At 62.7% G+C, this 24741-nt stretch carries 23 protein-coding genes and 1 tRNA gene; 12 read left to right on the top strand and 12 right to left on the bottom strand.

Annotated features, from left to right (window positions below; translation table 11 throughout):
- Positions 1-113: 113 nt before the first annotated feature.
- From DW189_RS07755 to DW189_RS07700, 12 genes are all read right to left on the bottom strand, one after another.
- The gene (locus tag DW189_RS07755) at positions 114-836 is read right to left on the bottom strand and encodes a ComF family protein (protein WP_022332078.1); all 723 of its coding nucleotides are present in this window, start codon (positions 834-836) and stop codon (positions 114-116) included.
- Positions 820-3075 (bottom strand): primosomal protein N', encoded by a 2256-nt coding sequence (priA, locus tag DW189_RS07750; protein ID WP_117507393.1) that lies wholly within the window; start codon positions 3073-3075, stop codon positions 820-822. The genes DW189_RS07755 and priA overlap by 17 nt, the downstream gene beginning before the upstream one ends.
- Positions 3075-3971, bottom strand: a complete 897-nt coding sequence (locus tag DW189_RS07745) for a YitT family protein (protein ID WP_026318497.1) — start codon at positions 3969-3971, stop codon at positions 3075-3077. The genes priA and DW189_RS07745 overlap by 1 nt, the downstream gene beginning before the upstream one ends.
- An 11-nt stretch (positions 3972-3982) precedes the next feature.
- The gene (locus DW189_RS07740) at positions 3983-4939 is read right to left on the bottom strand and encodes a TIGR01212 family radical SAM protein (protein ID WP_117507392.1); all 957 of its coding nucleotides are present in this window, start codon (positions 4937-4939) and stop codon (positions 3983-3985) included.
- A gap of 2 nt (positions 4940-4941) precedes the next feature.
- Positions 4942-6447 carry a DNA/RNA non-specific endonuclease gene (locus DW189_RS07735; protein ID WP_117507391.1) on the bottom strand — a complete coding sequence of 502 codons (1506 nt, stop codon included), beginning with the start codon at positions 6445-6447 and terminating at the stop codon, positions 4942-4944.
- Between the two features lie 12 nt (positions 6448-6459).
- Positions 6460-6915, bottom strand: a complete 456-nt coding sequence (gene dtd, locus DW189_RS07730; protein ID WP_117507390.1) for a D-aminoacyl-tRNA deacylase — start codon at positions 6913-6915, stop codon at positions 6460-6462.
- A gap of 11 nt (positions 6916-6926) precedes the next feature.
- Positions 6927-7613, bottom strand: coding sequence for an RluA family pseudouridine synthase (locus DW189_RS07725; RefSeq protein ID WP_117507389.1), 687 nt, complete (start codon positions 7611-7613; stop codon positions 6927-6929).
- A gap of 30 nt (positions 7614-7643) precedes the next feature.
- On the bottom strand, positions 7644-8099 hold the full coding sequence (locus tag DW189_RS07720; RefSeq protein WP_117507388.1) for a cytidine deaminase: 456 nt from the start codon (positions 8097-8099) through the stop codon (positions 7644-7646).
- Positions 8100-8256: 157 nt separating this feature from the next.
- The gene (locus DW189_RS07715) at positions 8257-8946 is read right to left on the bottom strand and encodes an SIMPL domain-containing protein (protein ID WP_117507387.1); all 690 of its coding nucleotides are present in this window, start codon (positions 8944-8946) and stop codon (positions 8257-8259) included.
- Between the two features lie 187 nt (positions 8947-9133).
- The gene (gene rlmD, locus DW189_RS07710) at positions 9134-10543 is read right to left on the bottom strand and encodes a 23S rRNA (uracil(1939)-C(5))-methyltransferase RlmD (protein ID WP_022332380.1); all 1410 of its coding nucleotides are present in this window, start codon (positions 10541-10543) and stop codon (positions 9134-9136) included.
- Positions 10544-10697: 154 nt separating this feature from the next.
- Positions 10698-11843, bottom strand: coding sequence for a hypothetical protein (locus DW189_RS07705; RefSeq protein ID WP_259295436.1), 1146 nt, complete (start codon positions 11841-11843; stop codon positions 10698-10700).
- Positions 11844-11860: 17 nt separating this feature from the next.
- Positions 11861-12685 carry an alpha/beta hydrolase gene (locus tag DW189_RS07700; RefSeq protein ID WP_117507385.1) on the bottom strand — a complete coding sequence of 275 codons (825 nt, stop codon included), beginning with the start codon at positions 12683-12685 and terminating at the stop codon, positions 11861-11863.
- Between the two features lie 153 nt (positions 12686-12838).
- Between DW189_RS07700 and DW189_RS07695 the strand changes: the two genes are divergently transcribed.
- The 12 genes from DW189_RS07695 to DW189_RS07640 all read left to right on the top strand — a co-directional run bounded on the left by DW189_RS07695 (position 12839) and on the right by DW189_RS07640 (position 24401).
- Entirely contained in the window at positions 12839-13507 is a 669-nt protein-coding gene (locus DW189_RS07695; protein WP_055201570.1) for an MBL fold metallo-hydrolase, read from the top strand.
- Positions 13508-13513: 6 nt separating this feature from the next.
- On the top strand, positions 13514-14785 hold the full coding sequence (locus DW189_RS07690) for a M1 family aminopeptidase (protein ID WP_117507384.1): 1272 nt from the start codon (positions 13514-13516) through the stop codon (positions 14783-14785).
- A 15-nt stretch (positions 14786-14800) separates the two neighbouring features.
- The gene (locus tag DW189_RS07685) at positions 14801-15532 is read left to right on the top strand and encodes an FkbM family methyltransferase (RefSeq protein WP_117507383.1); all 732 of its coding nucleotides are present in this window, start codon (positions 14801-14803) and stop codon (positions 15530-15532) included.
- Complete coding sequence (gene trmD / locus DW189_RS07680; protein WP_018695795.1) at positions 15522-16199, top strand: tRNA (guanosine(37)-N1)-methyltransferase TrmD; 678 nt, start codon at positions 15522-15524, stop codon at positions 16197-16199. The genes DW189_RS07685 and trmD overlap by 11 nt, the downstream gene beginning before the upstream one ends.
- 9 nt (positions 16200-16208) lie before the next feature.
- Positions 16209-17240 (top strand): S8 family serine peptidase, encoded by a 1032-nt coding sequence (locus DW189_RS07675; RefSeq protein ID WP_117507382.1) that lies wholly within the window; start codon positions 16209-16211, stop codon positions 17238-17240.
- Positions 17237-18376 (top strand): lipid-A-disaccharide synthase, encoded by a 1140-nt coding sequence (gene lpxB, locus DW189_RS07670; protein ID WP_117507381.1) that lies wholly within the window; start codon positions 17237-17239, stop codon positions 18374-18376. The genes DW189_RS07675 and lpxB overlap by 4 nt, the downstream gene beginning before the upstream one ends.
- A 9-nt stretch (positions 18377-18385) precedes the next feature.
- Positions 18386-18697 carry a DUF3784 domain-containing protein gene (locus DW189_RS07665; RefSeq protein WP_117507380.1) on the top strand — a complete coding sequence of 104 codons (312 nt, stop codon included), beginning with the start codon at positions 18386-18388 and terminating at the stop codon, positions 18695-18697.
- Between the two features lie 20 nt (positions 18698-18717).
- Positions 18718-19353 carry a fumarylacetoacetate hydrolase family protein gene (locus DW189_RS07660; protein WP_117507379.1) on the top strand — a complete coding sequence of 212 codons (636 nt, stop codon included), beginning with the start codon at positions 18718-18720 and terminating at the stop codon, positions 19351-19353.
- Between the two features lie 54 nt (positions 19354-19407).
- Positions 19408-20001 carry a Maf family nucleotide pyrophosphatase gene (locus tag DW189_RS07655; protein ID WP_117507378.1) on the top strand — a complete coding sequence of 198 codons (594 nt, stop codon included), beginning with the start codon at positions 19408-19410 and terminating at the stop codon, positions 19999-20001.
- Positions 20002-21993 (top strand): S46 family peptidase, encoded by a 1992-nt coding sequence (locus tag DW189_RS07650; RefSeq protein WP_117507377.1) that lies wholly within the window; start codon positions 20002-20004, stop codon positions 21991-21993.
- A 54-nt stretch (positions 21994-22047) separates the two neighbouring features.
- Positions 22048-23874 carry a S41 family peptidase gene (locus DW189_RS07645; protein WP_117507376.1) on the top strand — a complete coding sequence of 609 codons (1827 nt, stop codon included), beginning with the start codon at positions 22048-22050 and terminating at the stop codon, positions 23872-23874.
- Positions 23875-24315: 441 nt separating this feature from the next.
- Positions 24316-24401, top strand: a tRNA-Leu gene (locus tag DW189_RS07640).
- Positions 24402-24741 lie beyond the last annotated feature (340 nt).

Here is a 24741-nt window from a genome sequence, read left to right as displayed (position 1 = left end):
AATTCAAAACCCCGCCGGGGGATATTCTGCCGAAAACTATGTTTACAACATAGTTTCGGCCCGGCACCGCCCCTGCGGAAACGTCCGGCCCGTTGAAAAATAATTTCCGCACCCTACCCCTTCTCGCCCAGAGCGTGCCGCGAGACGGCGAGCGCGGCGATGCTGATGCGGCAACCGGGCGCCGAGCGCAGAATCTCCCCGGCGCACGAAAGCATCGTGCTGCCCGTGGTGAACACGTCGTCCACCAGCAGGACGTGCCGCCCCGCAAGCCGCCCGGGACGGACGACGGCGAACGCATCCTCGACATTGCGGGCCCGGTCTCGGCGCGCCTTGAGGGCCTGGCTCTCCGTATTGCGTTTCCGGCGCACGCTGCGGCGGTCGACCTCCACGCCCAGCTGCGCGGCAATCCCTTCGGCAATGTATTCGGACTGGTTGTACCCGCGGCGGCAGCGCTTGACGGGATGTAGCGGCAGGGGCACGACCACCTCCACGTCGTCGTACAATCCGCTTTCCTTCAGGCAGCGACCGTACCACTCGCCCATCGCCCGCGCCGTGCGCCATGCCCCGCGGTACTTGAACCCCCGGATCAACTCCCGCCACCCGCTGCCGTGGACATAGTAGAGCAGCCCCGACGCCCGCTCCACGGGCAGCATGTCGCGGCACCGCCCCAGCACGGGGTTGTCGGCCTGGCGCCAAAACCCCGTCAGGGGTGCCGTCGCCCGGCACAGCGTACAGACCGTGTGCTCGCCCTGCGCCAGCATCCGGCCGCACACAGGGCAGCGAGGCGGAAAAAAGAGCGCCGCCACGTCACGCAACAGGCTACTGAGGATCGACATTGACGACGACGGTAATATTCCTGAACTCGGGATCCTCCGAAAAAGCCTTCAGCTCCGCCCCCAGCAACTCCCGGGCGCGCGCCGACGAGGCGCCGCTTTCGACCTTGAGCAGCAGCCCGGCAAGGTATTCGCCGCGAATGCGGTCAACGGGGGGCGTCATCGGCCCCAGTACGCGGCGGCCGAAACGGCCGCGCAGGCGCGCCGCCAGCTCCGTAATGCCGCGCCGCAGCAGGGCGACGTCGCGGTGGCGCAGCGTCAGCAACGTAAGCCGCGCGTAAGGCGGGTAAAAGAAGGCTTCGCGCTCGGCGAGCTGCGCCCGCGCCATGCCGTCGTAATCGCTCGCGGCGACCTGCCGGATCACGGGATGCCCCGGCTCCGAAGTCTGGATCACCACCTCCCCGCCGTCCGAACGGCGGCCTGCGCGGCCGGCGACCTGCATCATCAGCTGAAACGCCCGCTCCGCGGCCCTGAAATCGGGGTTGTTCAGCAGATTGTCGGCATTGAGGATACCCACGAGCGACACGCCGCCGAAATCGAACCCCTTGGTAATCATCTGCGTTCCGACCAGGATGTCGGTCTTGCGAGCCTCGAAGTCGGCGATGATGGCGTTGAACGCCCGCTCCGAAGTCACGCTGTCGCGGTCGAGCCGCGCCACGCGCGCCGCGGGGAACAGCCGTGCGATCTCCTCCTCGACCTTTTCGGTGCCGAAGCCGCGCGGAACCACGTCCGTCACCTTGCACGACGGGCACTTCGCCGGCACGGGGGCCGTATAGCCGCAGTAATGGCAGACGAGCTTCCCGCCTCCCTTGTGGTAGGTGAGCGTCACGTTGCAGTGCGGACAGCGTGCCGTCCACCCGCACTCCGAACACTCGACATAGGGCGCGAACCCGCGGCGGTTCTGGAACAGCATCACCTGCTCGCCCCGCCCGAGCGCCGCTTCCATCTTGTCGAGCAACAACTTGTTGAAATGCGCATGCCGTTCGCCGCGTTTGGCGGCGCGGATCGTATCCGAAACGAATATTTCGGGCGGCCGGGCATCCCCGTACCGCTCCGTCAGGGAGGCGAGCCCGTACTTTCCGCTTCCGGCATTGACCCATGTCTCGAGCGAAGGCGTGGCGCTTCCCAGCAGCGTCCGCCCGCCCCACAGCCGCGCCATCACCACGGCGCAGTCGCGCGCGTTGTAACGCGGCGCAGGGTCGGCCTGCTTGTAACTGGCATCGTGCTCCTCGTCGACGACGACCAGCTGCAGCCGCTTGAGCGGCAGGAATATCGACGAGCGCACGCCGACCACGAACTCACCCCCCTGGGAGCGGTTCAGGCGCAGGTAGGTCTCCGTGCGGCGGCGGTTCGTAAGTTTCGAGTGGTAAGGGGTCACACGGCTGCCGAAAATGCGCTCCATGCGTTCGATCAACTGCGCCGTGAGGGCGATCTCGGGCACCAGCAGCAGCACGTCGCCGCCCCGCGCCAGCACTTCGGCGATCAGGTGTATGTATACCTCGGTCTTGCCCGACCCCGTAATGCCGTGCAGCAACGCCGCGGGCTTCCGGGCGAACTGCCCCCGCAGCGACTCCAGCGCCGCGAGCTGCGCCGGGGTCAGCTCCGGCAGGCGGAATGCCGATCCGCCGCGCTCGACGGAGCGTTCGCGCTCCGCCGAGACGATGTACCCCTTGCGTTCGAGGGCATGCAGCACGGCATAGTCGGCCCGCAGCAGGCGCCGTGCCACCTCGCCCGTCGGGATCCGCTCCCCGTCCCCGGCCGAGGCCAGTTCGAGGAGCGCTTCGTACTGCCTGGGCGCACGCCTTTCGAGCTTCTCGAAGGCTTCGTGCAGCCGTCCTTCGTCGTGCAGCCCGGGCGCCAGGGCCACGTAGCACTCCGTACGGGGGCGGAACTCCTCTTCGGTGAACTCCTCCTCCGTGTCGCCCGAAGGCTTCATCAGCGACGGCAACCCCACGCGCATCACCTCACCCGGCGTGCACATGTAGTACGCCGCGACCCACTCCCAGAAGGCCATTTGCTGCGCCGAGAGCAGGGGTGCGCCGTACAGGACGCGCTGTATGGATTTGACGGTTTTGAACGGGGGGCGGCGGTCATGCACGCGCCACACGATCCCCGTGTAGAATTTGCGGGCGCCGAACTGTACGGCCACGGCCTGCCCCGCCTCGACATGCATCCCTTCGGGCACTGCGAACGTATAGGCGGGCTGCGCCAGCGGCAGGACTATATCGGCATAGAGGGGCATCAGGGTTTACTGATGGCTTGAAACCCCTTGCCGTAGACGCCCATCACCGATCCCACGGTCATGAAGGCTTCGGGGTCGATCGTCTTCACGAACTTGAGGATCATCGTGGTCTCGCGCTTGCGGCAGACCACCATCACGATCTTCGACTCCTTTTTGGTGTACCACCCCTGCGAGTCGATGAGCGTCACGCCGCGGTGGATATTGTCGACGATGGCCTGCGCCATCTTCTCATAGTCGTGCGTGACGATGAATACCTGGCTCGACTGCTGGTTCCCGGCCATGATCATGTCGACCGTATAGCCGAAGACCGCGGTCATCACGTAGCCGTAGATCACCGTGTCGATATGGAACCCCACGAGCATCGACGAGCCGATGATCACGAAGTCCGAATAGATGACGATCTTGCCGTAGCTGATCGTGCGGTACTTGTTGATAATCATGGCGGCGATGTCCGTGCCGCCCGTCGAGCCGCCCTGCATGAAGCATATCGCCACGCCGATACCCGCCAGGATGCCGCCCAGGATCACCGAAAGGATCCGTTCCAGATGGAGGAAATCCCCCTCGGGCAGCACCGACTGCCAGAAATTCAGCCCCAACGATATGACGCAGACGCAGAACACGGTCTTCACGCCGAAGTTCCATCCGATGATGAACCCCGCCACGAGCAGCAGCACGCCATTGATCAGGAAAGCCATCGTACCGATCTGGATACTTATGCCGGCCCAATGTTCCACGGCATGGCACAGCACGCGCGAAAGGCCCGTGGCACCGCCTCCGGTACCGTCGGCGGGCATGATGCATCCGATCCATGCAAAAGAGTACAGCATCATGCCGACCGTCATCAGGAAGTACTCCTTGAAGGTTTTCAGCACCTGCTCCATAGTGATGGGTTTCATAGCGACGGGTATTAGTGATTCGAGCACAAAGGTATAAAAATTTCGCCTTGGTATGCACCGCGCTCCTCCAATCTTTTTTCGAGCATCGCCAGCAGGGTTTCGTTGCGGATCAATCCCCAGTTGCGGCCGTAATGGTAGCGGGGCGGCGCCTCGCTGGCAAAGCGTTCGACGACCAGGTCGGGCCTCAGCCGCCGCAGTATCTCGACGAACAGGTCGATGTACTGGCCGACCTCCCAGAAACGGAACCTGCGGGGGTCGGCATCGTACTGGGCGGCCATCGGCGTGCCGCGGAAAACCTGCAACTGGTGGAATTTCACCGTCGTGAGCGGCAGCGAATTGATCGTTGCGACCTGCTCCAACAGCATTTCATCGGTCTCGCCCGGCAGCCCGAGGATGAAATGCGCCCCCACGTGCAGCCCCCTTTCGGCAGCCATCTCCACGGCACGGCGGGCGCAGGCGAAGTCGTGGCCGCGGTTCACGGCGCGCAGCGTCTCGTCGCAGGTCGATTCGATGCCGAATTCGACCGCCACGTAACGGTCACGCGCTATCTCCGCCAGATAATCGAGCTTCTCGGCGTCCACGCAGTCGGGGCGCGTCCCGATGACGATACCCGCCACGCCGGGATATGCGAGCGCCTCGCCGTAGAGCGCCCTGAGCCGTTCGAGCGGGGCGTAGGTATTCGAAAAAGACTGGAAATAAACCAGGTAGCGCGACGCCGCACGGTAGCGCCTGCCGTGGAATTCGATCCCCTCGGCGATCTGCTGTCCGATGCTTTTGGCCGGGATGCAGTACGAGGGAGTGAACGCCCCGTTATTACAGAACGTACATCCTCCCTCGCTTATCTTCCCGTCGCGGTTGGGACACGTGAACCCGGCATCGACCGAGATTTTCTGCACCCGCCCGCCGAACGTGCGGCGGAAATACCCCGAATAGGAGTTAAACCGCCTGTGGTCGCCCCACGCATACATGCCTATAACCCCCAGTCGGAAGCGTTATAGGTATCCTTCGGCGCATTGGGCACGTTGGCGAAGAAGGTAAACCCGGTAAGCTCTTCGATCTCCTTCACCGACCGCATGTCCCCGGCCTGCGGATCGTGCCCTTTCCCCATGGCATGGCTCATCACGAAAGCCGCACACTGCAATTCATCGGCGGCACAGTTCATTACGGATTTATTCGTATTCCCCTTCTTGGTGCGCAGGCAAAGCGTATAGAACATCGTCGGCACATCGGTGGTGATGTTCCCGAAGCTCGTGCTGCGCTGCGGGGCGCTGTTCCCGTAGGAATCCGTCCACTTGTCATAATAAGCCCCGACCACCACATAGAGCGTATCGGCGCACCAGTAGTCGTCGATCTTGTCCTCGAGATTGTTCCACGCACCGTCACCGGTGTTGAACGTCGAGCCGTGCTGCGCCGCGATATTGGTGTAATACGACACCTGCTTGTTCATGCCGCTCGTCCGCGAACGCTCGTGGTTGCCCAGCATATGTCCGCGGTTGTAGGGCGAGCCCATCGAAGCCTTCGAGCCCGAAGGCTGGATAGAGGACGGGATAACCGGATCGGGGCCGTAATTGCGGTTGCCCGAACTGCCGACATAACAATTATGGACAGGCGCCGCCACCCATACCGGACTGTGGTGCTCGGCACTGTAACATACCGTAAAGTTCCGGGCCTCATGCCCGTCGACTTTAAAATCGGGGCAAATATGGTAGGCATAATGATAATCGCCGTTTTCCGCCTCTACCGGCAGCTCCGCCCAGCCCGCGTATTTCGTCCTGCCATCCCCGCCGCCGGCCGCGGATGTGGCGAACGTCCCGACGGTGCTTCCGAAGGTCTCCCCGCCGACCACGACGCACAGCCGGAATTTATACTTCGTCGAAGCGCTCAGGCCCGTGAGCGTGGCGCTCTTGGCGCCGGGTTCGGTCGTGACCGCCACGAGCTGCCCGTCGTCCGACGTCGCCGTCCCGTAGAGGAAATAAGCCTCGGATACCTCTTTGCCGCCCGTATAGTCGAACGTGCAGGAGACGGTCGCTGAAGAGGCCGTCACCTGCGAACACTCCGGCACCCCGAACCTCGGATCGTCCGGCAACACCGGGTCTACCCCTGTTTTGACGACGACCGGCTTGCTCTGCATCCGGCCTCCGCTCCCCATGTCCACAAAGGCGTAGATCAGGTACGACGTCTCGGCATCGAGCCCCGTCAGGCGGCAGGACATCACCTGCCCGTCGACCGTCACGTCGGTCGTCTCCGTGAAACTCCCCGTATTGTCGGAGCGGATCGGCGCATAGGCGAATCCCGCCTGCGCCGAGGAAAGCACGCCGTCGCCGAATTTCGTCCGGCACGACACCTCCACGGTCGTCCCCGAGACCCCGGCCTCGGGCGCGAAGAACCATTTGTTCTCCTTTCCGGTCTCCTCGTCGTTGCAGGAGGCGAAAAACGCCGCCATCCCCGCACACAAAACTACTAAAAATCTCTTCATGCTATTTTTTGGTTAACAATCCCTCATTTTCGAATCGATCCAGATGGTTACCGGGCCGTCGTTCACCAGCGCCACCTGCATGTCGGCGCCGAATTCGCCCGTCATCACCTCCCGCCCCAGGAGCTCCGCGACACGCGCCGCGAAGCGTTCGTACATCGGGCGCGAAACCGCCTCGGGCGCCGCCTTGATATAGGACGGTCGGTTACCCTTGCGCGTCGAGGCCAGCAGGGTGAACTGGCTCACGACCAGCACCTGGCCGCCGGCCTGCCTCACATCGAGGTTCATCACCCCCTGTGCGTCGTCGAAGATCCGCAGGCGGACGAGCTTGCCCGCCAGGTACTCGGCATCCTCGTCCGTATCGTCCGCACCCACGCCGAGCAGTACCAGCAGCCCTGCCCCGATCTGCGACCGCAGCTGGCCGCCGATCGTGACGGAAGCGTTCTTCACTCGTTGTATCAGTATGCGCATATCCCGGGCAGTCAACGGTTTTCGAAATAAGCCCACAGGTTGTCGTCCGCAGGCACGGGCGCCGTGACCGCCACGGGCTCATGGCGCACGGGATGCTCGAATTCGACGCTCCGCGAGTGGAGCGAAATGCCGCCCCCGGGCAGCGAACGCCGGGCGCCGTATTTCAGGTCGCCGCGGATCGGGCACCCGATCTTCGACAGCTGGGCGCGTATCTGGTGGTGGCGCCCCGTCAGCAGCTCCACCTCCACGAGCGTATAGTGCGTCCCCGCGCCCAGCGTCGCATAGCGCAGCCGCGCCTGCTTGGCGTCGGCCTTCGGCGCATCGCAGGCGCGCGAACGGTTGGCACGTCCGTCACGCAGGATGTAGTGGCACAATTCGCCGCTCAGCGGATCGGGAGCCTGCTCGGTCAGCGCCCAGTATATCTTACGGATGCGTCCTTCGCGGATCATCTCGTTGAGCCGCGTGAGGGCCTTCGAGGTCTTGGCGAAGAGCACCGCGCCGCTCACCGGACGGTCGATCCGGTGCACCACGCCGAGGAATACCTCGCCGGGCTTCGCACCGCGGCGTTTGATAAAGGCTTTGATCTGGTCTTCGAGGGCACTCCCGCCCGACGGGTCGGGCTGCACCAAGTCTCCGCAGTGTTTGTTGACCACCAGCAGGTGGTTGTCTTCGTAGAGAATATCTTCCGGTGTAAACATGTTCGGGGTATTGAGTCTGACGGTTCCCTCTCACAGCACGAACGTGAAGGGCAGCAGCCGTGCCGCCGTATCCACGACGGTGGCCGTACCGTTTCCGCTCATGATGACCCGCATGGGCGAGCCCTGGCGGCGTTCGACGTCGACCATCACCTGCCGGCACTGGCCGCAGGGGTAGCACTCGCGCGCGGAGGGATTCGAAGCGATGGCCAGCGTCTCGATCGGGTCGTCGGCATAATTGGCCTGCGCGTAGAACATCAGCGAACGTTCGGCGCAAAGCCCCGCCGGATAGACCTCGCTCTCGAAATTGCTTCCGTAGAGGATCTTCCCGCTACGCAGGCGCGCCGCCGCCCCGACCTGGAAATGCGAATAGGGTGCGTGGGCGTTCTCCGTGGCCCGCTGGGCCTCCGCGACCAGTTTGCGGTCGGCATCCGGAAGCCCTTCGAGGGCCGCATAATGCTCATAGTTGAAACAGAACTGCTTTTCCATAACTCCTCCTGTTTTTAGGGGCAAAGTAAACAAAGATAATATAAATTTCGCAATCGTCCAACAACCGGGGTGTTTTTCCCGCCGCGGAGTGCATCTCCGGGGACGACGAAGAGGATGCCCCTCGGGGACACCCTCTTCGACATACGCTGCCGGACGGCTATTCCAGCACGAATTTCGCCTGGACGTTGTACTGCAGCTTGATCGTCTTGAAGTCGAGCGGCTCGTCCGCTGCGGCATCCTCGGCCATACCAGCCGCCTTGGCGCTGCGCATCACGGCCATGTTGTCGTAAAAGACAGGCATCACGTTGTTGTTCGAATCGTAGATGTAGAAGCATTTGCCAACACTCTGCCCGATGGCCTGGGCCAGCGTCTGCGCGCTCTGCTTGGCATTCTGCATGGCCTCCACACGCACCTGTTCCTTATACTGGTCGATCTTCGAATGCGACACCTTCAGGATCGAGACATTCGAAATCCCCAGGTTGTCCAACGCCTGCCACACCTTCGAGACCTCGGCCGCCGACCCCAGCTGCAACTGGTACTTGGCCGTCGCCACCGACGTGTTCTTCTTGAAGAACTCGCTCGACAGGTTTGCCACCTTGAGCTGCTTCTCGACGTTCACACCGAGCCGCTTGAGCGCCGCGATCATGTCGCGCTGCTGGCTCTCGACCGAAATCTTGCCTTTCGAGTCGCGTTCGTTGATGATGACCGAGAGGTAGAACTCGTCGGGCGTGATCTCCTTCTCGGCGCGCCCGTTGACCTGAATATAGCTGGGGAATGCCTCCTGCACCTGTGCCGCCGCGGGAAGCGCCATCAGCGCTACCGCCGCAATTAAAATCAGTTTTTTCATGTTTTCCGTTTTTTTAGGTAACTGTCTTGCAAATAAAACGCCAAAACCGCAGGATACTGCATCGCCCCGGTCTGTTTTTCCGGACGCGGCTCCCTGCGCGGCATTAATAAAAACGCCGCACGCCTGCTTTTATTGCCATCTCGGTTTCTCCGCCCGGACGAAAAAGATCCCGGGAGCGGCTTCCGGGTCACCTCCTCACCAGCTTTACCACGTTCTCGACATGGTGCGTATGGGGAAACATGTCCACGGGCTGCACAGCCTCGACGCGATAATCGGCGTCGAGCAGCGCCAGGTCGCGCGCCTGCGTAGCCGGGTTGCAGCTCACGTAGACGATCCGCTCGGGCGCGGCACGCAGGATCACCCCGATGACCGGTTCGTCGACGCCCGCACGCGGCGGGTCGAGGATGACGACGTCGGGGCGGCCGTTGGCAGCCACGAATTCGTCGCAGAGCACCTGCTTCATGTCGCCCGCATAGAAAGCCGTATTGCCGATGCCGTTGATTTCGGAATTGATTTTCGCGTCGGCGATCGCCTCAGGCACATACTCGATGCCCACTACGCGGCGGCAGTGCGCGGCGCAGAAATTGGCGATGGTGCCCGTACCGGTATAAAGGTCGTAGAGCACGTCTTCGGGTTTCAGGTCTGCGAACTCGCGCGCCACCTTGTAGAGCTCGTAGGCCTGTTCGGAATTGGTCTGGTAGAACGACTTGGGGCCCACCTTGAAACGCAGCCCCTCCATCTCCTCGACGATATGGTCTTTGCCCTTGTAGCACACCGGATCGAGGTCGCCCACCGAATCGTTGAGCTTCGTGTTGACGATGTAGCACAGCGAGGTGATCTGCGGGAACACGGCCGCCAGATGGTCGAGCAGCGCCGCGATCCGTTCGCGGTCGTCCGCACCGAAGACCACGGTCACCATCACTTCGCCCGTCGAGGCCGTGCGGACGATCATGTTACGCATCAGCCCCGTATGCTCGCGGGCATTGTGGAACGTATAGCCGTTCTCGACGCAGAAACGTTTGGTCTCCATCCGGATGTCGTTCGACGGGTCGGGCTGCAGCCAGCATTTGCGGATGTCGAGCACCTTGTCGAACATGCCGGGGATATGGAACCCCAGCGCGGGCGCAGCGCCGATGTCCGCACCGCCCTCGACCTCCTCGCGCGTCAGCCAGCGGCGGTCGGCGAAGGTGAACTCGAGTTTGTTGCGGTAGAACTGCGTCCGGGCAGACCCCAGGCACGGGGCGATTTCGGGCAGGGCGATCTTGCCGATGCGGGCCAGCTGGTCGCGCACCTGCCCGGTCTTGAAGCGCAGTTGCTCCTCGTAGGGAAGGTTCTGCCACTTGCAGCCGCCGCAGACGCCGAAATGCTCACAGAAGGCCTCGGCGCGCAGGGGCGATTTCTTCACATAGCGGACGACGAACCCCTCCATGAACCGGCGGCGTTTGGAGCGTATCTGCACATCCACCACGTCGCCCGGCACGGTCAGCGGCACGAACACCACCACGTCGTTCCAGCGTCCCATCGCCTTGCCTTCGGCGGCGAGCGTCGTTATTTCGAGCCCCTCGACGAGGGGGTAATTTGCTTTTTTTCGGGCCATAATCCTGATTTTGCCGCAAAGATAGTGCAAGCCGAGCGCAGATGCAAGCCCCGCTTGCAATATGCCGAGGCGCCGCCTGTCTAAGCCGAAATTCCTTTTGAGGCAAAGATAGTGCAAGCCGAGCGCAGATGCAAGCCCCGCTTGCAATATGCCGTCACGCGCCCTTTTCCCTCTTCCTTCGTCCCCGCTCGCGCACGCCGCCCAGCCAGAACCCCAGGGCGAACGGCCCGCCGATGAGCACCACGAGCGCCAGCACCACATACAGCAGCACCTTGCCGACCAGTCCCGGCACGGCGTCGAGCGTCCTCTGCACCACGCCGTCGGCCGACTCGCGCAGCTGGTCGACCAGCGCCTGCCGCTCGGCGGTCACATACCGCTGCAACTCGTCGCGCTGGCGGTCGAAGTTGGCGAAGGCGTTGTCGAGGCTGTAATTCATCGTATATATCAGCTGCGTAACCTGCTTGTTGAGCTCCTCCAGCACCTTGTCCGAAATTTCGGGCAGGTGCTCCGCGACGACCACGATCCGGGTGAAATTGCGTTCCAGCGAGTCGAGGCGGGCCCCCACCTCCAGGCGCATACTGTCCTGCTGCAACTGCATCGCGATCAGATCCTTCGACCAGCCGACGCTGTTGGCCAGCTGCTGCGTCTGACCGCTTACGCGGTCGTTGACGTCGGCCAGCACTTCGGCGATCGACCCCGTGGCATAGGCATGCTCGATGCCGTTCGCACGCAGGAATTCGATCCATGCGAGGGTCGTATTCGAACCCTCCATCTCCCCGTCGGCGGGGTTCTCGCGTACATAATCCGCCACGAACCGTTCCATCAGGCCGTAGCGGTCGACCGCCAGCACCTGCCGCGCCAGGCGTGCCGCCCGGCGGTCGAGCCGTGCGGCGGCATCGCGTGCCAGGTCGCTCTGCGCCCCGAACAGCAGCGAGTCGGGCGCAGCCGCAAAACCTTCGTCCATGCGCCGGCAGAGTATCCACATGTCGGCCAGCGCCACGTCGGGAATACCCTGCATGGCGGCCGAAACCCCGGCCCGCGTGGCACGTATCTTCCACCTCACGGCTGCCACACGCGTCGCGATGTCGGGCGCCGCAGCGGCGATCGAGTCGGCCGTACGCGACACCTCCGAAGCCATGTCGTAATAGAAACCGCGCGTCATGGTGCGGATATTCATCTCCTCCTTCGACAGCGGATCCCCCGTCGCCACGGCCACCTTCAGCAGCGAACACCCCGTGAGCGCCAACGCGGCGAACAAGGCTGCCGCAGCCATGCAAAGCGTATATCTGTTCATTTTCATACCCGTCCTCCCCACAACTACCGATCCATTCTCCGCTCCATTTCCCGGATATAACGCACCGCGACGAAATGCCCGGCCTGCGGCATGTTACCGTGGTCGAAGCCGTCAAACTCGCAGATCCGCACGTCGGGATGCCCCGCCACGCGCATCATGCGCCAGAAGTAGGCGTTCTCCTCGTAACGCCCCAGCATCTCCCGCTCGCGGTCGCCCGAGAGGATCAGGATCGGGCGGCAGTCAGGGCGCACGTAGCTCAGCGGCGCCATGTCGTCCACCAGCGGCTGCGTATCGGGCAGCCCCAGTTCACGGCGCCGTTCGAAATGCGTCACCACCTGCCCGCTGTAGGGGATCAGCGCCACGAACGCCGTATCGGGGTCGATGCCGTAAGGCTCCAGCCAGCGCTTGTCCAGCCCGATCATCGACGTGAGGTAACCCCCTGCCGAATGCCCGGCCACGAACACCCGCCCGGGGTCGCCGCCGTACGAGGCGATGTGCTTCACCACCCATGCCGCCGCTGCGGCCGCATCGTCGACACAGTCGGCGACCTTCACCGCCGGCGAGAGGCGGTACTCCACGCCCACCACGGCCAGACCCTTGTCTTTCAATGCCTCGGGGATCTCGCGCCGTCCGCCCGTCAGCCCGCCGCCGTGGTACCACACCACGGTCGAAAAGCCGGTTTTTCCGACCGGATAATAAATATCCAGCCGGCACATCGTGTCGATGTTCCCATCGCCCGCGGCATCGCGGTAGGCAATGTCCTTCACCGTCTTATAGGCGCCTTCCTGCGCCACCGCCCCCGTGCCGCACACGGCCAGCACGAAGAACAAAGTAACCAATCGTTTCATCCCAAGAGAGTTTATTCGGGTCATAAAGATAGGTAAAATCCCGCAAAAAGCACTATATTTGCAGGAAATATACTCCGCTCAGACAGGCAGACAGCCGGCATCCGGCCCGCACTGTCTTTCCGGAAACAGGAACCGCAAAAAAACGCCAGCACCATGAAAATAGCCTGCCTGCAATTCAATCCTATCCAGGAAAACACCTATGTCGTCTGGGACGACACGCTCGAAGCCGTCGTCATCGACGCCGGCAACAGCAACCCGCGCGAGGACGCCGCGCTCGACAATTTCATCGCCGAACACGGGCTCCGACCCGTCCTGGCGGCCAACACCCACGGCCACTTCGACCACACGCTGGGCGTCGCCCACCTCAAAAAACGCTACGGCATCCCGTTCGCCATGTCGCTCAAGGACGCCTTCCTGCTGGACAACGCCTCGACGAGCGGCAGCATCTTCGGCGTGCCCGTCGGCGAGATGCCCTCGGTGGACACCGACCTCGACACGACGCCCGAAATCCGTTTCGGGCACACCGTCCTGCGCGTGCTCCGCACGCCCGGCCATACGCCCGGCCATGTCGCGCTCTACGAACCGCAGTCCAAATCGCTCTTCACGGGCGACACGCTCTTCCGCGAGTCGATCGGGCGCACCGACCTGCCCGGAGGCGACTATTCGTGGATCATGCGCTCGATCCTCGACATCCTGCTCCCGCTGGGCGACGAGGTGCACGTCTACCCCGGCCACGGGCCTGAGTCGACCATCGGCCACGAAGTGCTCTACAACCCCTTCATCGTCGAAGTGTTGAACGAGGAAGTGAACTATAAGGATTAGCCCGCCATGAAACTGCGTATTGCGATCACCTGTCTTTCAGCCTGCCTGCTCCCCGCCCCGGCACTCCGGGCGCAGGATTCCCCGCGCGTGGCCTGCTACGACCTGACCGTGCGGATCGACGTGCCGGAGAGGCGGGTCACGGTCGGCGGGTCGTTCGACGTCAATTTCCTCGGCAGCGACTCGATCGCACTGGTGCTGTGGCGCCACGCCCGTATCGACACGATGCGCTGCGACGGCCATGAAGCGGTCTACCGTTTCGATACGCTCGCCCCCGCACCCATCCGGTTCATTCCCGACGGACGCGCCCTGACCCTTTACCGGCCGGCCGGGAGCCCCGACCGTTGCCGCATCGGCACCCGCTACACGCTCGACATGCACGAGGTGCAGGGCCCCGCAAAATCGTTCAACGACCGCTGGATCGAGATCGGTTACTATACGGGATGGTATCCCGTCTGCAACGGCACCTCGGCGGATCGCTCGCACCTGCGGATCGGCATTACCGACGGCTATACGGTGAGCGGATCGGGTATTATTTCCCGCACGGACGACGGCATGTGGGAGATGGATCAGCCCTGGGAGGGTTTCGACAATGTCATCCTGGCCTCGCCCGTGCTGAAAACCCGCCGCATGAGCGACAACGGCACCACCATAGAATTCATCTACACGAATTTTCCGGATGCCGACGCCGAATCGGCGCTGAACTGCAGCTACGACGCCTTGAAATTCTTCCGGCGGCTTTACAAGATCGCGGGAGAGGAAAATACCTATATAAAGTTCTCGCTTTCAGCCTCCGGCACTTCGGGCGGTTACAGCCGCAAAAACTTCATTACGCTCAATTCCGGGTCTTTCAACGAATATATACTCAGAAATACCGCCCATGAAATCAGCCATTTCTGGTGGAACAAAGCCCCTGTCGAATCCTGGCATGACTGGCTGAACGAATCTTTCGCCGAATTCAGCGCCCTGCAATACCTGCGACACGCCCGCGGCGAAGAGGCCTACGCCGAGCGCGTCGAAATGTACCGCGAAAAGACGCGCCGCATCCGTCCGATCTGGGGGATCGACCGGGCCGACCGCGAAGCGCACACCGCACTTTACGAGAAGGGATCTGTCCTGTTGGCCGACCTGCTCGTCCGGGTGGGCGAGGAACCCTTCTTCGACTTCCTGGCGGCTGTGATCCGGGCCCGCATCGCAGACACCCCGGCTTTCCTCGACCTCGCCGAAACCCGGTTGGGCCTCGAAAACCGCAACTGGATCGAACAACGATTAAAACAATAAAACCCGGAACCGACCTTGAAGACACTGATCCATAAAATCCTCTATAAAACCCTGCCGCTCGAAGGATACCTGCGCGCCGTAAGCCGCATGTTCTTCCTCTGGCAGCGGCTCGGCATCGGGCGCTACGCCCCTGCCACGGAATACGTCTACCACCTGCCGCAGCTCGTGCACGCGGGCGACACGGCCATCGACATCGGCGCCAACCTCGGCTACTACGCCCGTACGCTCTCCCGCCTGGCGGGCGGCGCGGGCAGGGTCTACGCCGTGGAGCCCGTGCCGCCGATCCTCTCCGTGCTGCGCCGCAACCTGCGCCGCTGCCCCAACGTGGAGATCCTCCCCTACGCCCTCGGCACCGAGGACAAGGCCGTTACGATGGCCAACGATTCGGCGCGCGCGACGGGCTACTTCGGCACGGGGCAGAACTTCGTAAACGACGGCGGCACGTCCGCCGCCGCGGAGTTCCCGGCCCGGATGCGCCGGGGCAGCGAACTCTTCGCCGGCCTGGAACGCCTCGATTTCATCAAGTGCGACATCGAGGGGTACGAGGTCGTGGTGATGAACGAACTGCGCCCGCTGCTCGAACGCTTCCGCCCCACGGTGCTGATCGAGACCGGCGGCGAAAACCGCCCGCAGATCGTCGCGCTCTTCACGGCGCTCGGCTACGCGGGCTTCACCCTCGACCGGGGCCGCGAAATACCCCTTGCACCCAACACGACCAAAGACATCATATTCAGACATGCGCATTGACATCCTCACCGTCGTACCCGAACTGCTGACCTCGCCCCTCAACGAGTCGATCCTGCACCGTGCGCAGGAGAAGGGGCTCGTCCGGATCGTCGTCCACAACCTCCACGACTACGCCCACGACCGCCGCAAGACCACCGACGACTACCCCTTCGGCGGCGAGGCGGGCATGGTTCTGAAGTGCGAACCGGTTTTCGAGCTGGTCGAGAAACTCCAGTCCGAGAGGCACTACGACGAGATCATCTACACCTCGCCCGACGGCATACGCTACGACCAGCACGAGGCCAACCGCCTCTCGACGCTCGAAAACATCATCATCCTCTGCGGCCACTACAAGGGCATCGACCACCGCATCCGCGAACACCTCGTCACGCGCGAAATCTCGATCGGCGACTACGTGCTCACGGGCGGCGAACTGGCGGCCTGCATCATCGCCGACTCGGTCGTGCGCATCATCCCGGGCGCCATCGGCGACGAAGCCTCGGCGCTCACCGACTCGTTCCAGGACAACCTGCTGGCGCCGCCGGTCTACACGCGCCCGGCCGAGTTCCGCGGCTGGAGGGTTCCCGACGTGCTGCTCTCGGGCAACTTCGCCCAGATCGCCCGGTGGCAGGACGAACAGTCCCTCGAACGCACCCGGCAGCTGCGGCCCGACCTGCTCGGCGAATAAACGAACGCCATGAAACGGAAGACTTCGCTCATCGTCTGGGGTGCCGTCCTGCTGCTCGCCGCCTACGGCATCTACGACATCGTACGGGAGATCAGGCGCAGCTATACTTCCTGCTACGCGCACACCTATTCGCATGCCATCGGGCAGATGATGGGGCCGCGGTTCGATTCGCTCGCACCCCGGGGCGAGGGCATCCGCATCGGGGTGGTCGACGCCGGTTTCGGCGGGCTGCGCGACGACCGTTTCACGCGCCGTCTCCGGGTCGCGGACTACCTCGACCTGACGGACGGCGACACGACGGGATTCTTCCGCGACGACTGCGACCACGGCACCCGGGTCACACGGAACATCGGGGGCTTCTCCAACGACACCCTGCTGGGGCTGGCCTGCAAAGCCGACTACTACCTGGTGAAATCCGACCTCGAGCACGGCGAGCCGCGCGAGGACGAACGCCGCCTGTGCCGGGCCCTGGCCTGGCTCGCACAACGGCAGGTCGACGTGGTCAACATCTCGCTGGGCTATACCGTATTCGACGATTTCGACGGCTATACGCCGCAGATGCTCGACGGCCGCACGGCACTCTGCTCGCGTTTTCTCGACAGCCTGCTCGATGCGCACCCGCGCATGGTCGTCGTACAAAGCGCCGGCAACGAGGGGAAAAACAAATGGCGCCACATCTCGTTCCCCGGGGATGTCGCCGAGGCCGTCACGGTCGGCGCGGCCGACTCCGAAGGCACGGGACGTTCGGGCAAGAGCGGCACCGGCTACTACCCGCACCCCGTCAAGCCCGACCTGGTGGTGTACGACTCCCCGAACGGCACGTCGTTCTCGACGCCCGTGGTCACGGGGCTGTGTGCCGCCCTCATGGGGTACAGGCCGATGAAACGCCGCGAGCTGATCCGCCTGCTGCACGCTTCGGGCACCCGCAGCGCAGCGCCCGACCTCGAAACGGGCTACGGCATCCCGCAGTGCGACACCCTGCTCGGATTCCTGGATACCCCCGCTGAATTACAAACCCTACCGCTAAACGCAACGCAATGAAATACTACCTCATCGCCGGCGAGCCCTCGGGCGACCTGCACGGCTCGAACCTGATAAAAGGACTCCTCAAAGCCGATCCCGAAGCACGGCTGCGCTTCTGGGGCGGCGACCTGATGGCCGCGGCGGGCGGCGAGGCGAACCTGGCCAAGCACTACCGCGAAACCTCATTCTTCGGCATCGTGCAGGTGCTGAAAAACCTGCGGACGATCAAACGGCAGATGCGCGAATGCCGGGCCGACGTCGCGGCATTCGCCCCCGACGTGCTGATCCTGGTCGACTACCCCGGCTTCAACATGAAGATGGCGCGCTGGGCCAAAGAGCACGGCATCCGCACCTTCTATTACATCGCCCCGAAGGTCTGGGCATGGCGCGAGTGGCGCGTGAAGGCCATCCGCCGCTGGGTCGACAGGCTGTTCGTCATCTTCCCCTTCGAATGCGGCTACTTCCCCAGGCACGGCGTCGAACCGATTTTCGAAGGCAACCCGCTCGTAGACGCCATCGAGGCCCGGCGCACCTCGCTCCCCTCGCCCGACGAGTTCCGCCGCCGGCACGGGCTCGACCGCAGGCCGATCATCGCCCTGCTGGCCGGCAGCCGCCGGGGCGAGATCCGCGACAACCTGCCGCTGATGGCCGACCTGTCGCGCAAATTCCCGGAGCACCAGTTCGTCGTGGCGGGCGTAGCATGGCTCGACCGCGCGCTCTACGAACAGTATATGGCCGGCAGCGGCATCCGTTACGTCTGCGACCAGACCTACGAGACGCTCGCCGCGGCCGAAGCCGCCGTGGTAACGTCCGGGACGGCAACGCTCGAAACGGCGTTGCTGGGCATCCCCGAAGTGGTGGTCTACCGCACGCTCTGGTTCCAGGTCAGGCTCCGGCCCTATGTACTGAAAGTACCCTGGGTGTCGCTCGTGAACCTCAACCTCGGGCGCGAGGCGGTCGCCGAGGTCATCCAGTCCGACCTCGACACCACGCGCGCCGAACGCGAGCTGCGGGCGATCGTCGCAGGCGGGGAGAAACGCGGACGGATGCTCGCCGACTTCGCCGAATTACGTACGGTTATCGGGGGGCCGGGCGCCAGCGACCGTTTCGCCGCCCGGATGGTCGCGGAATTGCGCGCACCGGAAACGAAATAACCAAAAGTTATGGACGATTTCACGATACTCCTGCTCGGCGGCCCTCTGCTGATCGTCGTCGGCCTGCTGGTAAAGCGGTTCCCGATGCTGATCGCGGGCTACAACACCATGCCGCCCGCAAAGAAGAAAAACGTCGACATCGGGGGCTTGTCTTCGTTCATGCGGCGCCACCTCGTGATTATGGGAGCTTTATGGATCCTATTTACGGTCGTCCTGGAACTGACCGGCCTGACGGACACGCTGGCAGTGATTTACGTAATTTACCTGCTGCCTTACGTCGTTTGGATGCTCGTTCGGGCACAACGGTACGACCACAACTGAAAGTAACGACAGACAACACCATGAAAATCATCTGCATAGCACGCAACTACGCCGCACACGCCGAGGAGCTCGGCCGCCTGGCCGGCGGCGGCACGGCGTGCCCGCCGGAGCCTGCCTGGTTCCTCAAGCCCGACACGGCGCTGCTGCGCAACAACGACCCGTTCTACATCCCCGCCTTCTCGCAGGAGGTGCACTACGAATGCGAGCTGGTCGTACGCATCAACCGCGTAGGCAAGGGCATCGCCGAACGTTTCGCGCACCGCTATTACGACCAGGTGGGCCTGGGTATCGACTTCACGGCCCGCGACCTGCAACGGCAGGCCATCGCCGAAGGGCTGCCGTGGGAGCGCTGCAAGGCATTCGACCGCTCGGCGGCCCTCTCGCCCCAATTCGTATCTTTGCAGGAGCTGGGCGGCGACGTGCAGTCCCTGCACTTCACGCTGGAGGTGAACGGGCAGACGCGCCAGCGGGGCGACACGTCCGGGATGCTCTTCTCTGTCGACCGGATCATCGCCTCGGTGTCGCAGTACATGACGCTGCGCATGGGCGACCTGCTCTACACGGGCACGCCGGCCGGCGTGGGGCCCGTACGCCCGGGCGACAACCTGCGCGCCGTGCTCGAAGGCCGCGAACTGCTCAATTTCGACATCCGCTGACCCGGGAACGGAACGGGAACAAAGACACATGAAAACTAAAAACACGCTATAACCATGTTGCTCAAAGACAAACTCAAACCTTACCGCCTGCTGCTGGCATCGCAGTCGCCGCGCCGGCGGGAACTGATGACGGGCTGCGGGCTCCCGTACGAACTCGCCCCCAAATACGAATGCGAGGAGGTCTACCCCGCCGGCATGCCCGGCGAAGAGGTGCCGCTCTACCTCTCGCGGCTCAAGAGCGAAGCCTACCCGGCGGCGCTGGCCCCGAACGAAATCCTGCTGACGGCCGACACGGTAGTGGTCTCCGACGGCGAGGTGCTCGGCAAGCCCCTCGGCCGCGAAGAGGCCACGCAGATGCTCCGCCGCCTTTCGGGGCGCCGGCACACGGTGGTCTCGGGCGTCACGCTGCGCACCCCCGGGCGGACGCACACCTTCGCCGCCAAGAGCAGCGTGTGGTTCCGCCCGCTCGCGGACGAGGAGATCGCCTATTACCTCGACGCCTGCCGTCCCTACGACAAGGCCGGCTCGTACGGCATCCAGGAGTGGATCGGCTACGCCGCCATCGAAAAGATCAACGGCTCGTTCTACAATGTCATGGGGCTCCCGATCCAGAAAGTATACACCGAACTCGACAAATTCCTCAAATAAATGAAACGCACGCTACTTACCCTGTTCTGTACGCTCCTCGCGCTGGCAGCCTCCGCCGACGAGGGCATGTGGCTCCCGAGCCTCATCTCGCAGCGCATCGACGACATGCGCGCCAAAGGATTCCGCCTCACGGCCGAAGACATCTACTCGATCAACAAAGCCTCGATGAAGGACGCCGTGGTGCTGTTCAACGGCGGCTGCACGGGCGAACTGATTTCGTCCGAAGGGCTGCTGCTCACCAACCACCACTGCGGCTACGACGCCATACAGGCGCATTCGAGCGTCGAACACGACTACCTGACCAACGGCTTCTGGGCCATGTCGCGCCGGGAGGAACTGCCCAACAAGGAGCTCAACGTACGCTTCCTCGTCCGCATGGAAGAGGTCACCGACCGCATCGCTGCGGGCGAAACGAAGGCCGAAATCATCCGCCGGGCCGAGGCCGAAGGCAAGGGCTACAAGGCCTCGGTCGAGCAGATGTACTACGGCAACCAGCAGTTTCTGTTCATCTACGAGCAGTTCGACGACGTACGCCTGGTCGGCGCGCCGCCCTCGTCGATCGGCAAGTTCGGCGGCGACACCGACAACTGGATATGGCCCCGCCACACGGGCGACTTCTCGCTCTTCCGCATCTACGCCGGCAAGGACAACAAGCCCGCCGCCTACTCGCCCGAGAATGTTCCCTACCGCCCCAAGCGGCATTTCACCATCTCGACCGCCGGGGTCGAAGAGGGGGATTTCACGATGATCTACGGCTTCCCCGGCAATACGCAGGAGTACATCCTCTCGGACGCCGTGGCTTACATCGCCGAGCGCTCCGACCCGGCCAAGATCGCCATCCGCACGGGGCGCCTCGACATCATCTCCGCGGCACAGGAGAGCGACCCGGCGCTGCGCATCCATTACGCCGCCAAACACGCCTCGATCGCCAACGCATGGAAGAAATGGCAGGGCGAGGCGCTGGGCATCGGCCGCCTGGGCACCGTGGCCTCGAAACGCGCCTATGAGCAGGAATTCGCCGCCTGGGCGCAGGACAAACCCGAATACCGCAGCGTCGTCGCCGACCTCAAAGCCGAATACGCCCGCATCGCGGACGCCTATTTCGCCCGCGAGATCACACGCGAAACGCTCGGCGCGCTGCCCGAGCGCTACACCCCCGAGGAGCGTGCCGAAGCCGCCTTCGCACGGCGCGAGCAGACGGAACGGGCGCTCTTCGAATGGCTTTTCGGCCAGTATGCCCGCCGCTGCCCCGTGCAGTACCAGATTCCGGCATTCCTGGCCGGCGTCGCCGCCAGCGGGTCGCCCGAAGCCTATGCCGGCGAGGTATTCGACACGCTGTGGCGGGAGGGCGCCGACACCACGGCGGTGCACGCCCTACACAAGGACACCGAACGCATGCTCGGCCACATCGGCTGGATGCTGGGAACCAAGTCGCTGCGCAACCTCAACAGCGGACGCCTCAACGAACTCTACACGACCTACATCAAGGGGCTGCGCGAGTGGGACACCCTGCGGGCCTTCTACCCCGACGCCAACCTCACGCTGCGCGTGGCCTACGGCCATGTCGGGGGCTACGAATATGCCGACGGCGAATACCACAAGCCCCAGACCACCCTCGACGGCATCATCGCCAAGGACAACCCCGAGATTTACGACTACGACATCCCGCAGGCGCTGCGCGAGCTCTATGCCACGAAGGACTACGGACGCTGGGCGACGACGATCGACGGCCGCAGGACGGTACCCGTCTGCTTCCTGGCCACCAACCACACGACGGGCGGCAACTCCGGTTCGCCGATCATCAACGGCCGGGGCGAACTGGTGGGGCTGAATTTCGACCGCACATGGCGCTCGACGATGAGCGACGTGGCGTTCGACGAAACGATCTGCCGCAACATCGCCGTCGACGTCCGATACGTGCTGTTCGTCATCGACCGCATCGGCGGGGCGGGATACCTGTTCGGCGAAATGGATTTCAGCCGCCGCAAATAGGAGCAATTCACGAAAAAAACACTATATTTAGCCCGCATAACAAAATCAGCCTCTATGAAAACAATCCTCTACACATGGTTCGCCGTCCTCCTGTTCGGCATGGCAGCAGTATCCTGCGGCGATGACGACACGAAAAACAACGACACGACGGGCATAACCGGCTCGTCGTGGAAAGCATCGGAAACGGTGGGCGCCGACCGCACGACCAAGAAATACACGTTCAAGGCCTCCGCCAACTGGGTGGCGCAGAGCGACAAGCCGGAATGGTGCAAGATACTCACCTCGTCGGGCGACAAGGGCAGCGACCGGCAGCTCAACATCACCGTCGAAGCCAACGAGACCGGCAGCACGCGCAGCGCGAACATCACCGTACAGGTGAGCGGCTACGCGAGGGCGGCGCAGTTCGCCATCACCCAGCTCGGGAGCAGCAGCGGCGGCACGGGCGCAGACACCGAGCTCAACAAACAGGTAGACAAGATCCTGGAGTATTACTACCTGTGGAACGGCGAATACCGGCAGATGTCGCGCGACCTCTCGCTGGATTACATCAGTTCCAGCGACAATTTCCTGAAACGCACGCTGCTGGAGATGACGACCAACGACCTCGACAAAAAACGGCAGAGCAACGGCAGCTACTCGGTTTACTCCTACCTGCTGCGGACGCCCCTCACGAAGGCCGTCGCCGGGACGACGCGCGGCGTAAGCCACGGGGTCGTAAAGGAGAAGGAGTACGGCTTCGGCATCGCGGGCCTGATGGGCGTGAGGTTTGTGGACGGCAACAACCAACCTACGGGAGAATACGGGCTGGTCGTCACGTCGGTCTACCCGGACTCCCCGGCATCGGAAGCAGGGTTCCGGCGGGGCACGTTCTTCGCCCAGTACAACGGCGCGGCCATCACGGCCGCGAACCTGAATTCGGTCTACGGCACGTTAATAGCCCCGGGAGGCGCAAGCACGGTCAAGCTCACCGAAAACAAGCAGGGCGCGCAGCCCGTATCGCTCACGGCACGCGAAATATACCCCAATCCGGTAATCCACAGCGAAGTGATCGCCTCCGGTGCGCATAGGATCGGCTACCTGGTCTACGACAGTTTCGACGCGGCCTATGACGACGAACTGCTCGCGGCCGTCAAGAAACTCAAGGACGGGAACATTACCGACATGGTGCTCGACCTGCGCAACAACGGCGGCGGGCACGTCATCACGTCGAACATGCTTTCCACCTGCATCGCCGGCGCGGCCTGCCAGGGCAAGGTCTACGAATATTACCGGTACAACGACAGCCGCATGGCCACGGTCGAAAAAACGGCGAAGGAGACCGGCAAGGAATACGACTCGGCGTCCAAAAAATTCTTCGACGAATTCTATTACGGCGACTATTATGGCGTCGACCTGCGGAATTATGCGCTGAACATGACCCGGCTGTACGTGCTCGTCACGGGCAACACGGCCTCGTCGAGCGAAGCCGTCATCAATACGCTGCGCGGGTTGGACGGCTTCACGGTGAAGCTCATCGGCGAAAAGACCAACGGCAAGAACGTCGGCATGGAGGTCAGCAAATTCACCGTAGGCAATTACAGCTACGAACTGGCCCCGATATCGTTCCAGGGCTACAACGCCAAGCAGGTGACCGTCGACAAGAACGGACTGGCGGTCGACACCGCGTGCGAGGAATGGGACGGGGAATTGAAAGATTACGGCGACCGGAGCGAGCCGATGCTGGCAGCGGCCCTGAGCCAGATCACGGGACAGAAATCGGTAAGCGTATCGGGCACGCGCAGCACCGCGCCGGGTGTACGTCCGGCAACGGACATCACATTGCCCGACTTATCGAACCGCCCGAGCGGCATGATCGTATTCCTGCCGGCTTCGGAGGAGTAACGGAAGACCGTCCTAAATCGAGGGGGCTGTCTAACAAGTCCAATTTTAACGATTTCACCCCTGCCGGAGTTTATTCTGACAGGGGTGATTTTCGATTTTCGGGACTTGTTAGACAGCCCCTCTTTTCTTAACCTGGCACCGGCGCACGTAACACACGCCCGGCGGTTCCGCCACGACCTCGGCCACAGCTCCGCCGCCGTATCGGCCTGGCAAATGAACCCGCTAAGGTCTCCGCCCCAACCGCTTCCGCCGCCTTTACCACCAAGCACAGGCACCTGCGCAGACATCGACACCGCCCCCGCGGCAGGTAGAGCACGGCGGTTTGCGTCGCCACGACGCCGCTGCCGGAAGAATAATCCATATTACATGGAGAAAAAATTTGGCGGATTAAAATTTATGCCCTATATTTGCACACCCGAAATCCGAAAGGATACGTACAATGCCCAGGTGGTGAAATTGGTAGACACGCTACTTTGAGGGGGTAGTGAACAATTACGTTCGTGCAAGTTCGAGTCTTGTCCTGGGCACAACTAAAAGAAAAAGACAATTGATGATCAATCAGTTGTCTTTTTTTGTTTGCTGTCTTGCACGAGAGTAATAAAAAGCCAGCGAGATCATTTCAATCTCATTAACACGAACTTGCCTGAATTTTATTGATTTTTTCCTCGCACACTTCTTCTTATAATGTTTTATAATCTCCCTTGATGCCTTACTCATTCATGTGCTTTTTTTATGTTTCACTTTCGGACTCGATCTGCAATTACCGCGTCTGACCGAAATTGTCCATAACGATATGATTTGACCTCATCCTTTTCTCCGGTTCGTTCCGCATGAAAGAATAAGCCCGGTATTTCACATCGCCCAATA

It is taken from the genome of Alistipes sp. AM16-43 (assembly GCF_003435745.1).
Lineage (GTDB): Bacteria > Bacteroidota > Bacteroidia > Bacteroidales > Rikenellaceae > Alistipes > Alistipes onderdonkii.
This window is presented reverse-complemented; position numbering and strand designations above follow the sequence as displayed.

Excerpts from the sequence above, each read along its gene's own strand:
- DW189_RS07695 (WP_055201570.1), top strand. The coding sequence starts at position 12,839 with ATGAAAATAGCCTGCCTGCAATTCAATCCTATCCAGGAAAACACCTAT.
- DW189_RS07665 (WP_117507380.1), top strand. The coding sequence starts at position 18,386 with ATGGACGATTTCACGATACTCCTGCTCGGCGGCCCTCTGCTGATCGTC.
- DW189_RS07660 (WP_117507379.1), top strand. The coding sequence starts at position 18,718 with ATGAAAATCATCTGCATAGCACGCAACTACGCCGCACACGCCGAGGAG.
- priA (WP_117507393.1), bottom strand. The coding sequence starts at position 3,075 with ATGCCCCTCTATGCCGATATAGTCCTGCCGCTGGCGCAGCCCGCCTAT.
- DW189_RS07740 (WP_117507392.1), bottom strand. The coding sequence starts at position 4,939 with ATGTATGCGTGGGGCGACCACAGGCGGTTTAACTCCTATTCGGGGTAT.
- DW189_RS07645 (WP_117507376.1), top strand. The coding sequence starts at position 22,048 with ATGAAAACAATCCTCTACACATGGTTCGCCGTCCTCCTGTTCGGCATG.
- DW189_RS07725 (WP_117507389.1), bottom strand. The coding sequence starts at position 7,613 with ATGTTTACACCGGAAGATATTCTCTACGAAGACAACCACCTGCTGGTG.
- rlmD (WP_022332380.1), bottom strand. The coding sequence starts at position 10,543 with ATGGCCCGAAAAAAAGCAAATTACCCCCTCGTCGAGGGGCTCGAAATA.
- DW189_RS07655 (WP_117507378.1), top strand. The coding sequence starts at position 19,408 with ATGTTGCTCAAAGACAAACTCAAACCTTACCGCCTGCTGCTGGCATCG.
- DW189_RS07720 (WP_117507388.1), bottom strand. The coding sequence starts at position 8,099 with ATGGAAAAGCAGTTCTGTTTCAACTATGAGCATTATGCGGCCCTCGAA.
- lpxB (WP_117507381.1), top strand. The coding sequence starts at position 17,237 with ATGAAATACTACCTCATCGCCGGCGAGCCCTCGGGCGACCTGCACGGC.
- DW189_RS07705 (WP_259295436.1), bottom strand. The coding sequence starts at position 11,843 with ATGAAAATGAACAGATATACGCTTTGCATGGCTGCGGCAGCCTTGTTC.
- DW189_RS07755 (WP_022332078.1), bottom strand. The coding sequence starts at position 836 with ATGTCGATCCTCAGTAGCCTGTTGCGTGACGTGGCGGCGCTCTTTTTT.
- DW189_RS07650 (WP_117507377.1), top strand. The coding sequence starts at position 20,002 with ATGAAACGCACGCTACTTACCCTGTTCTGTACGCTCCTCGCGCTGGCA.
- DW189_RS07735 (WP_117507391.1), bottom strand. The coding sequence starts at position 6,447 with ATGAAGAGATTTTTAGTAGTTTTGTGTGCGGGGATGGCGGCGTTTTTC.
- DW189_RS07690 (WP_117507384.1), top strand. The coding sequence starts at position 13,514 with ATGAAACTGCGTATTGCGATCACCTGTCTTTCAGCCTGCCTGCTCCCC.
- DW189_RS07715 (WP_117507387.1), bottom strand. The coding sequence starts at position 8,946 with ATGAAAAAACTGATTTTAATTGCGGCGGTAGCGCTGATGGCGCTTCCC.
- DW189_RS07745 (WP_026318497.1), bottom strand. The coding sequence starts at position 3,971 with ATGAAACCCATCACTATGGAGCAGGTGCTGAAAACCTTCAAGGAGTAC.
- DW189_RS07675 (WP_117507382.1), top strand. The coding sequence starts at position 16,209 with ATGAAACGGAAGACTTCGCTCATCGTCTGGGGTGCCGTCCTGCTGCTC.
- trmD (WP_018695795.1), top strand. The coding sequence starts at position 15,522 with ATGCGCATTGACATCCTCACCGTCGTACCCGAACTGCTGACCTCGCCC.
- DW189_RS07700 (WP_117507385.1), bottom strand. The coding sequence starts at position 12,685 with ATGAAACGATTGGTTACTTTGTTCTTCGTGCTGGCCGTGTGCGGCACG.
- dtd (WP_117507390.1), bottom strand. The coding sequence starts at position 6,915 with ATGCGCATACTGATACAACGAGTGAAGAACGCTTCCGTCACGATCGGC.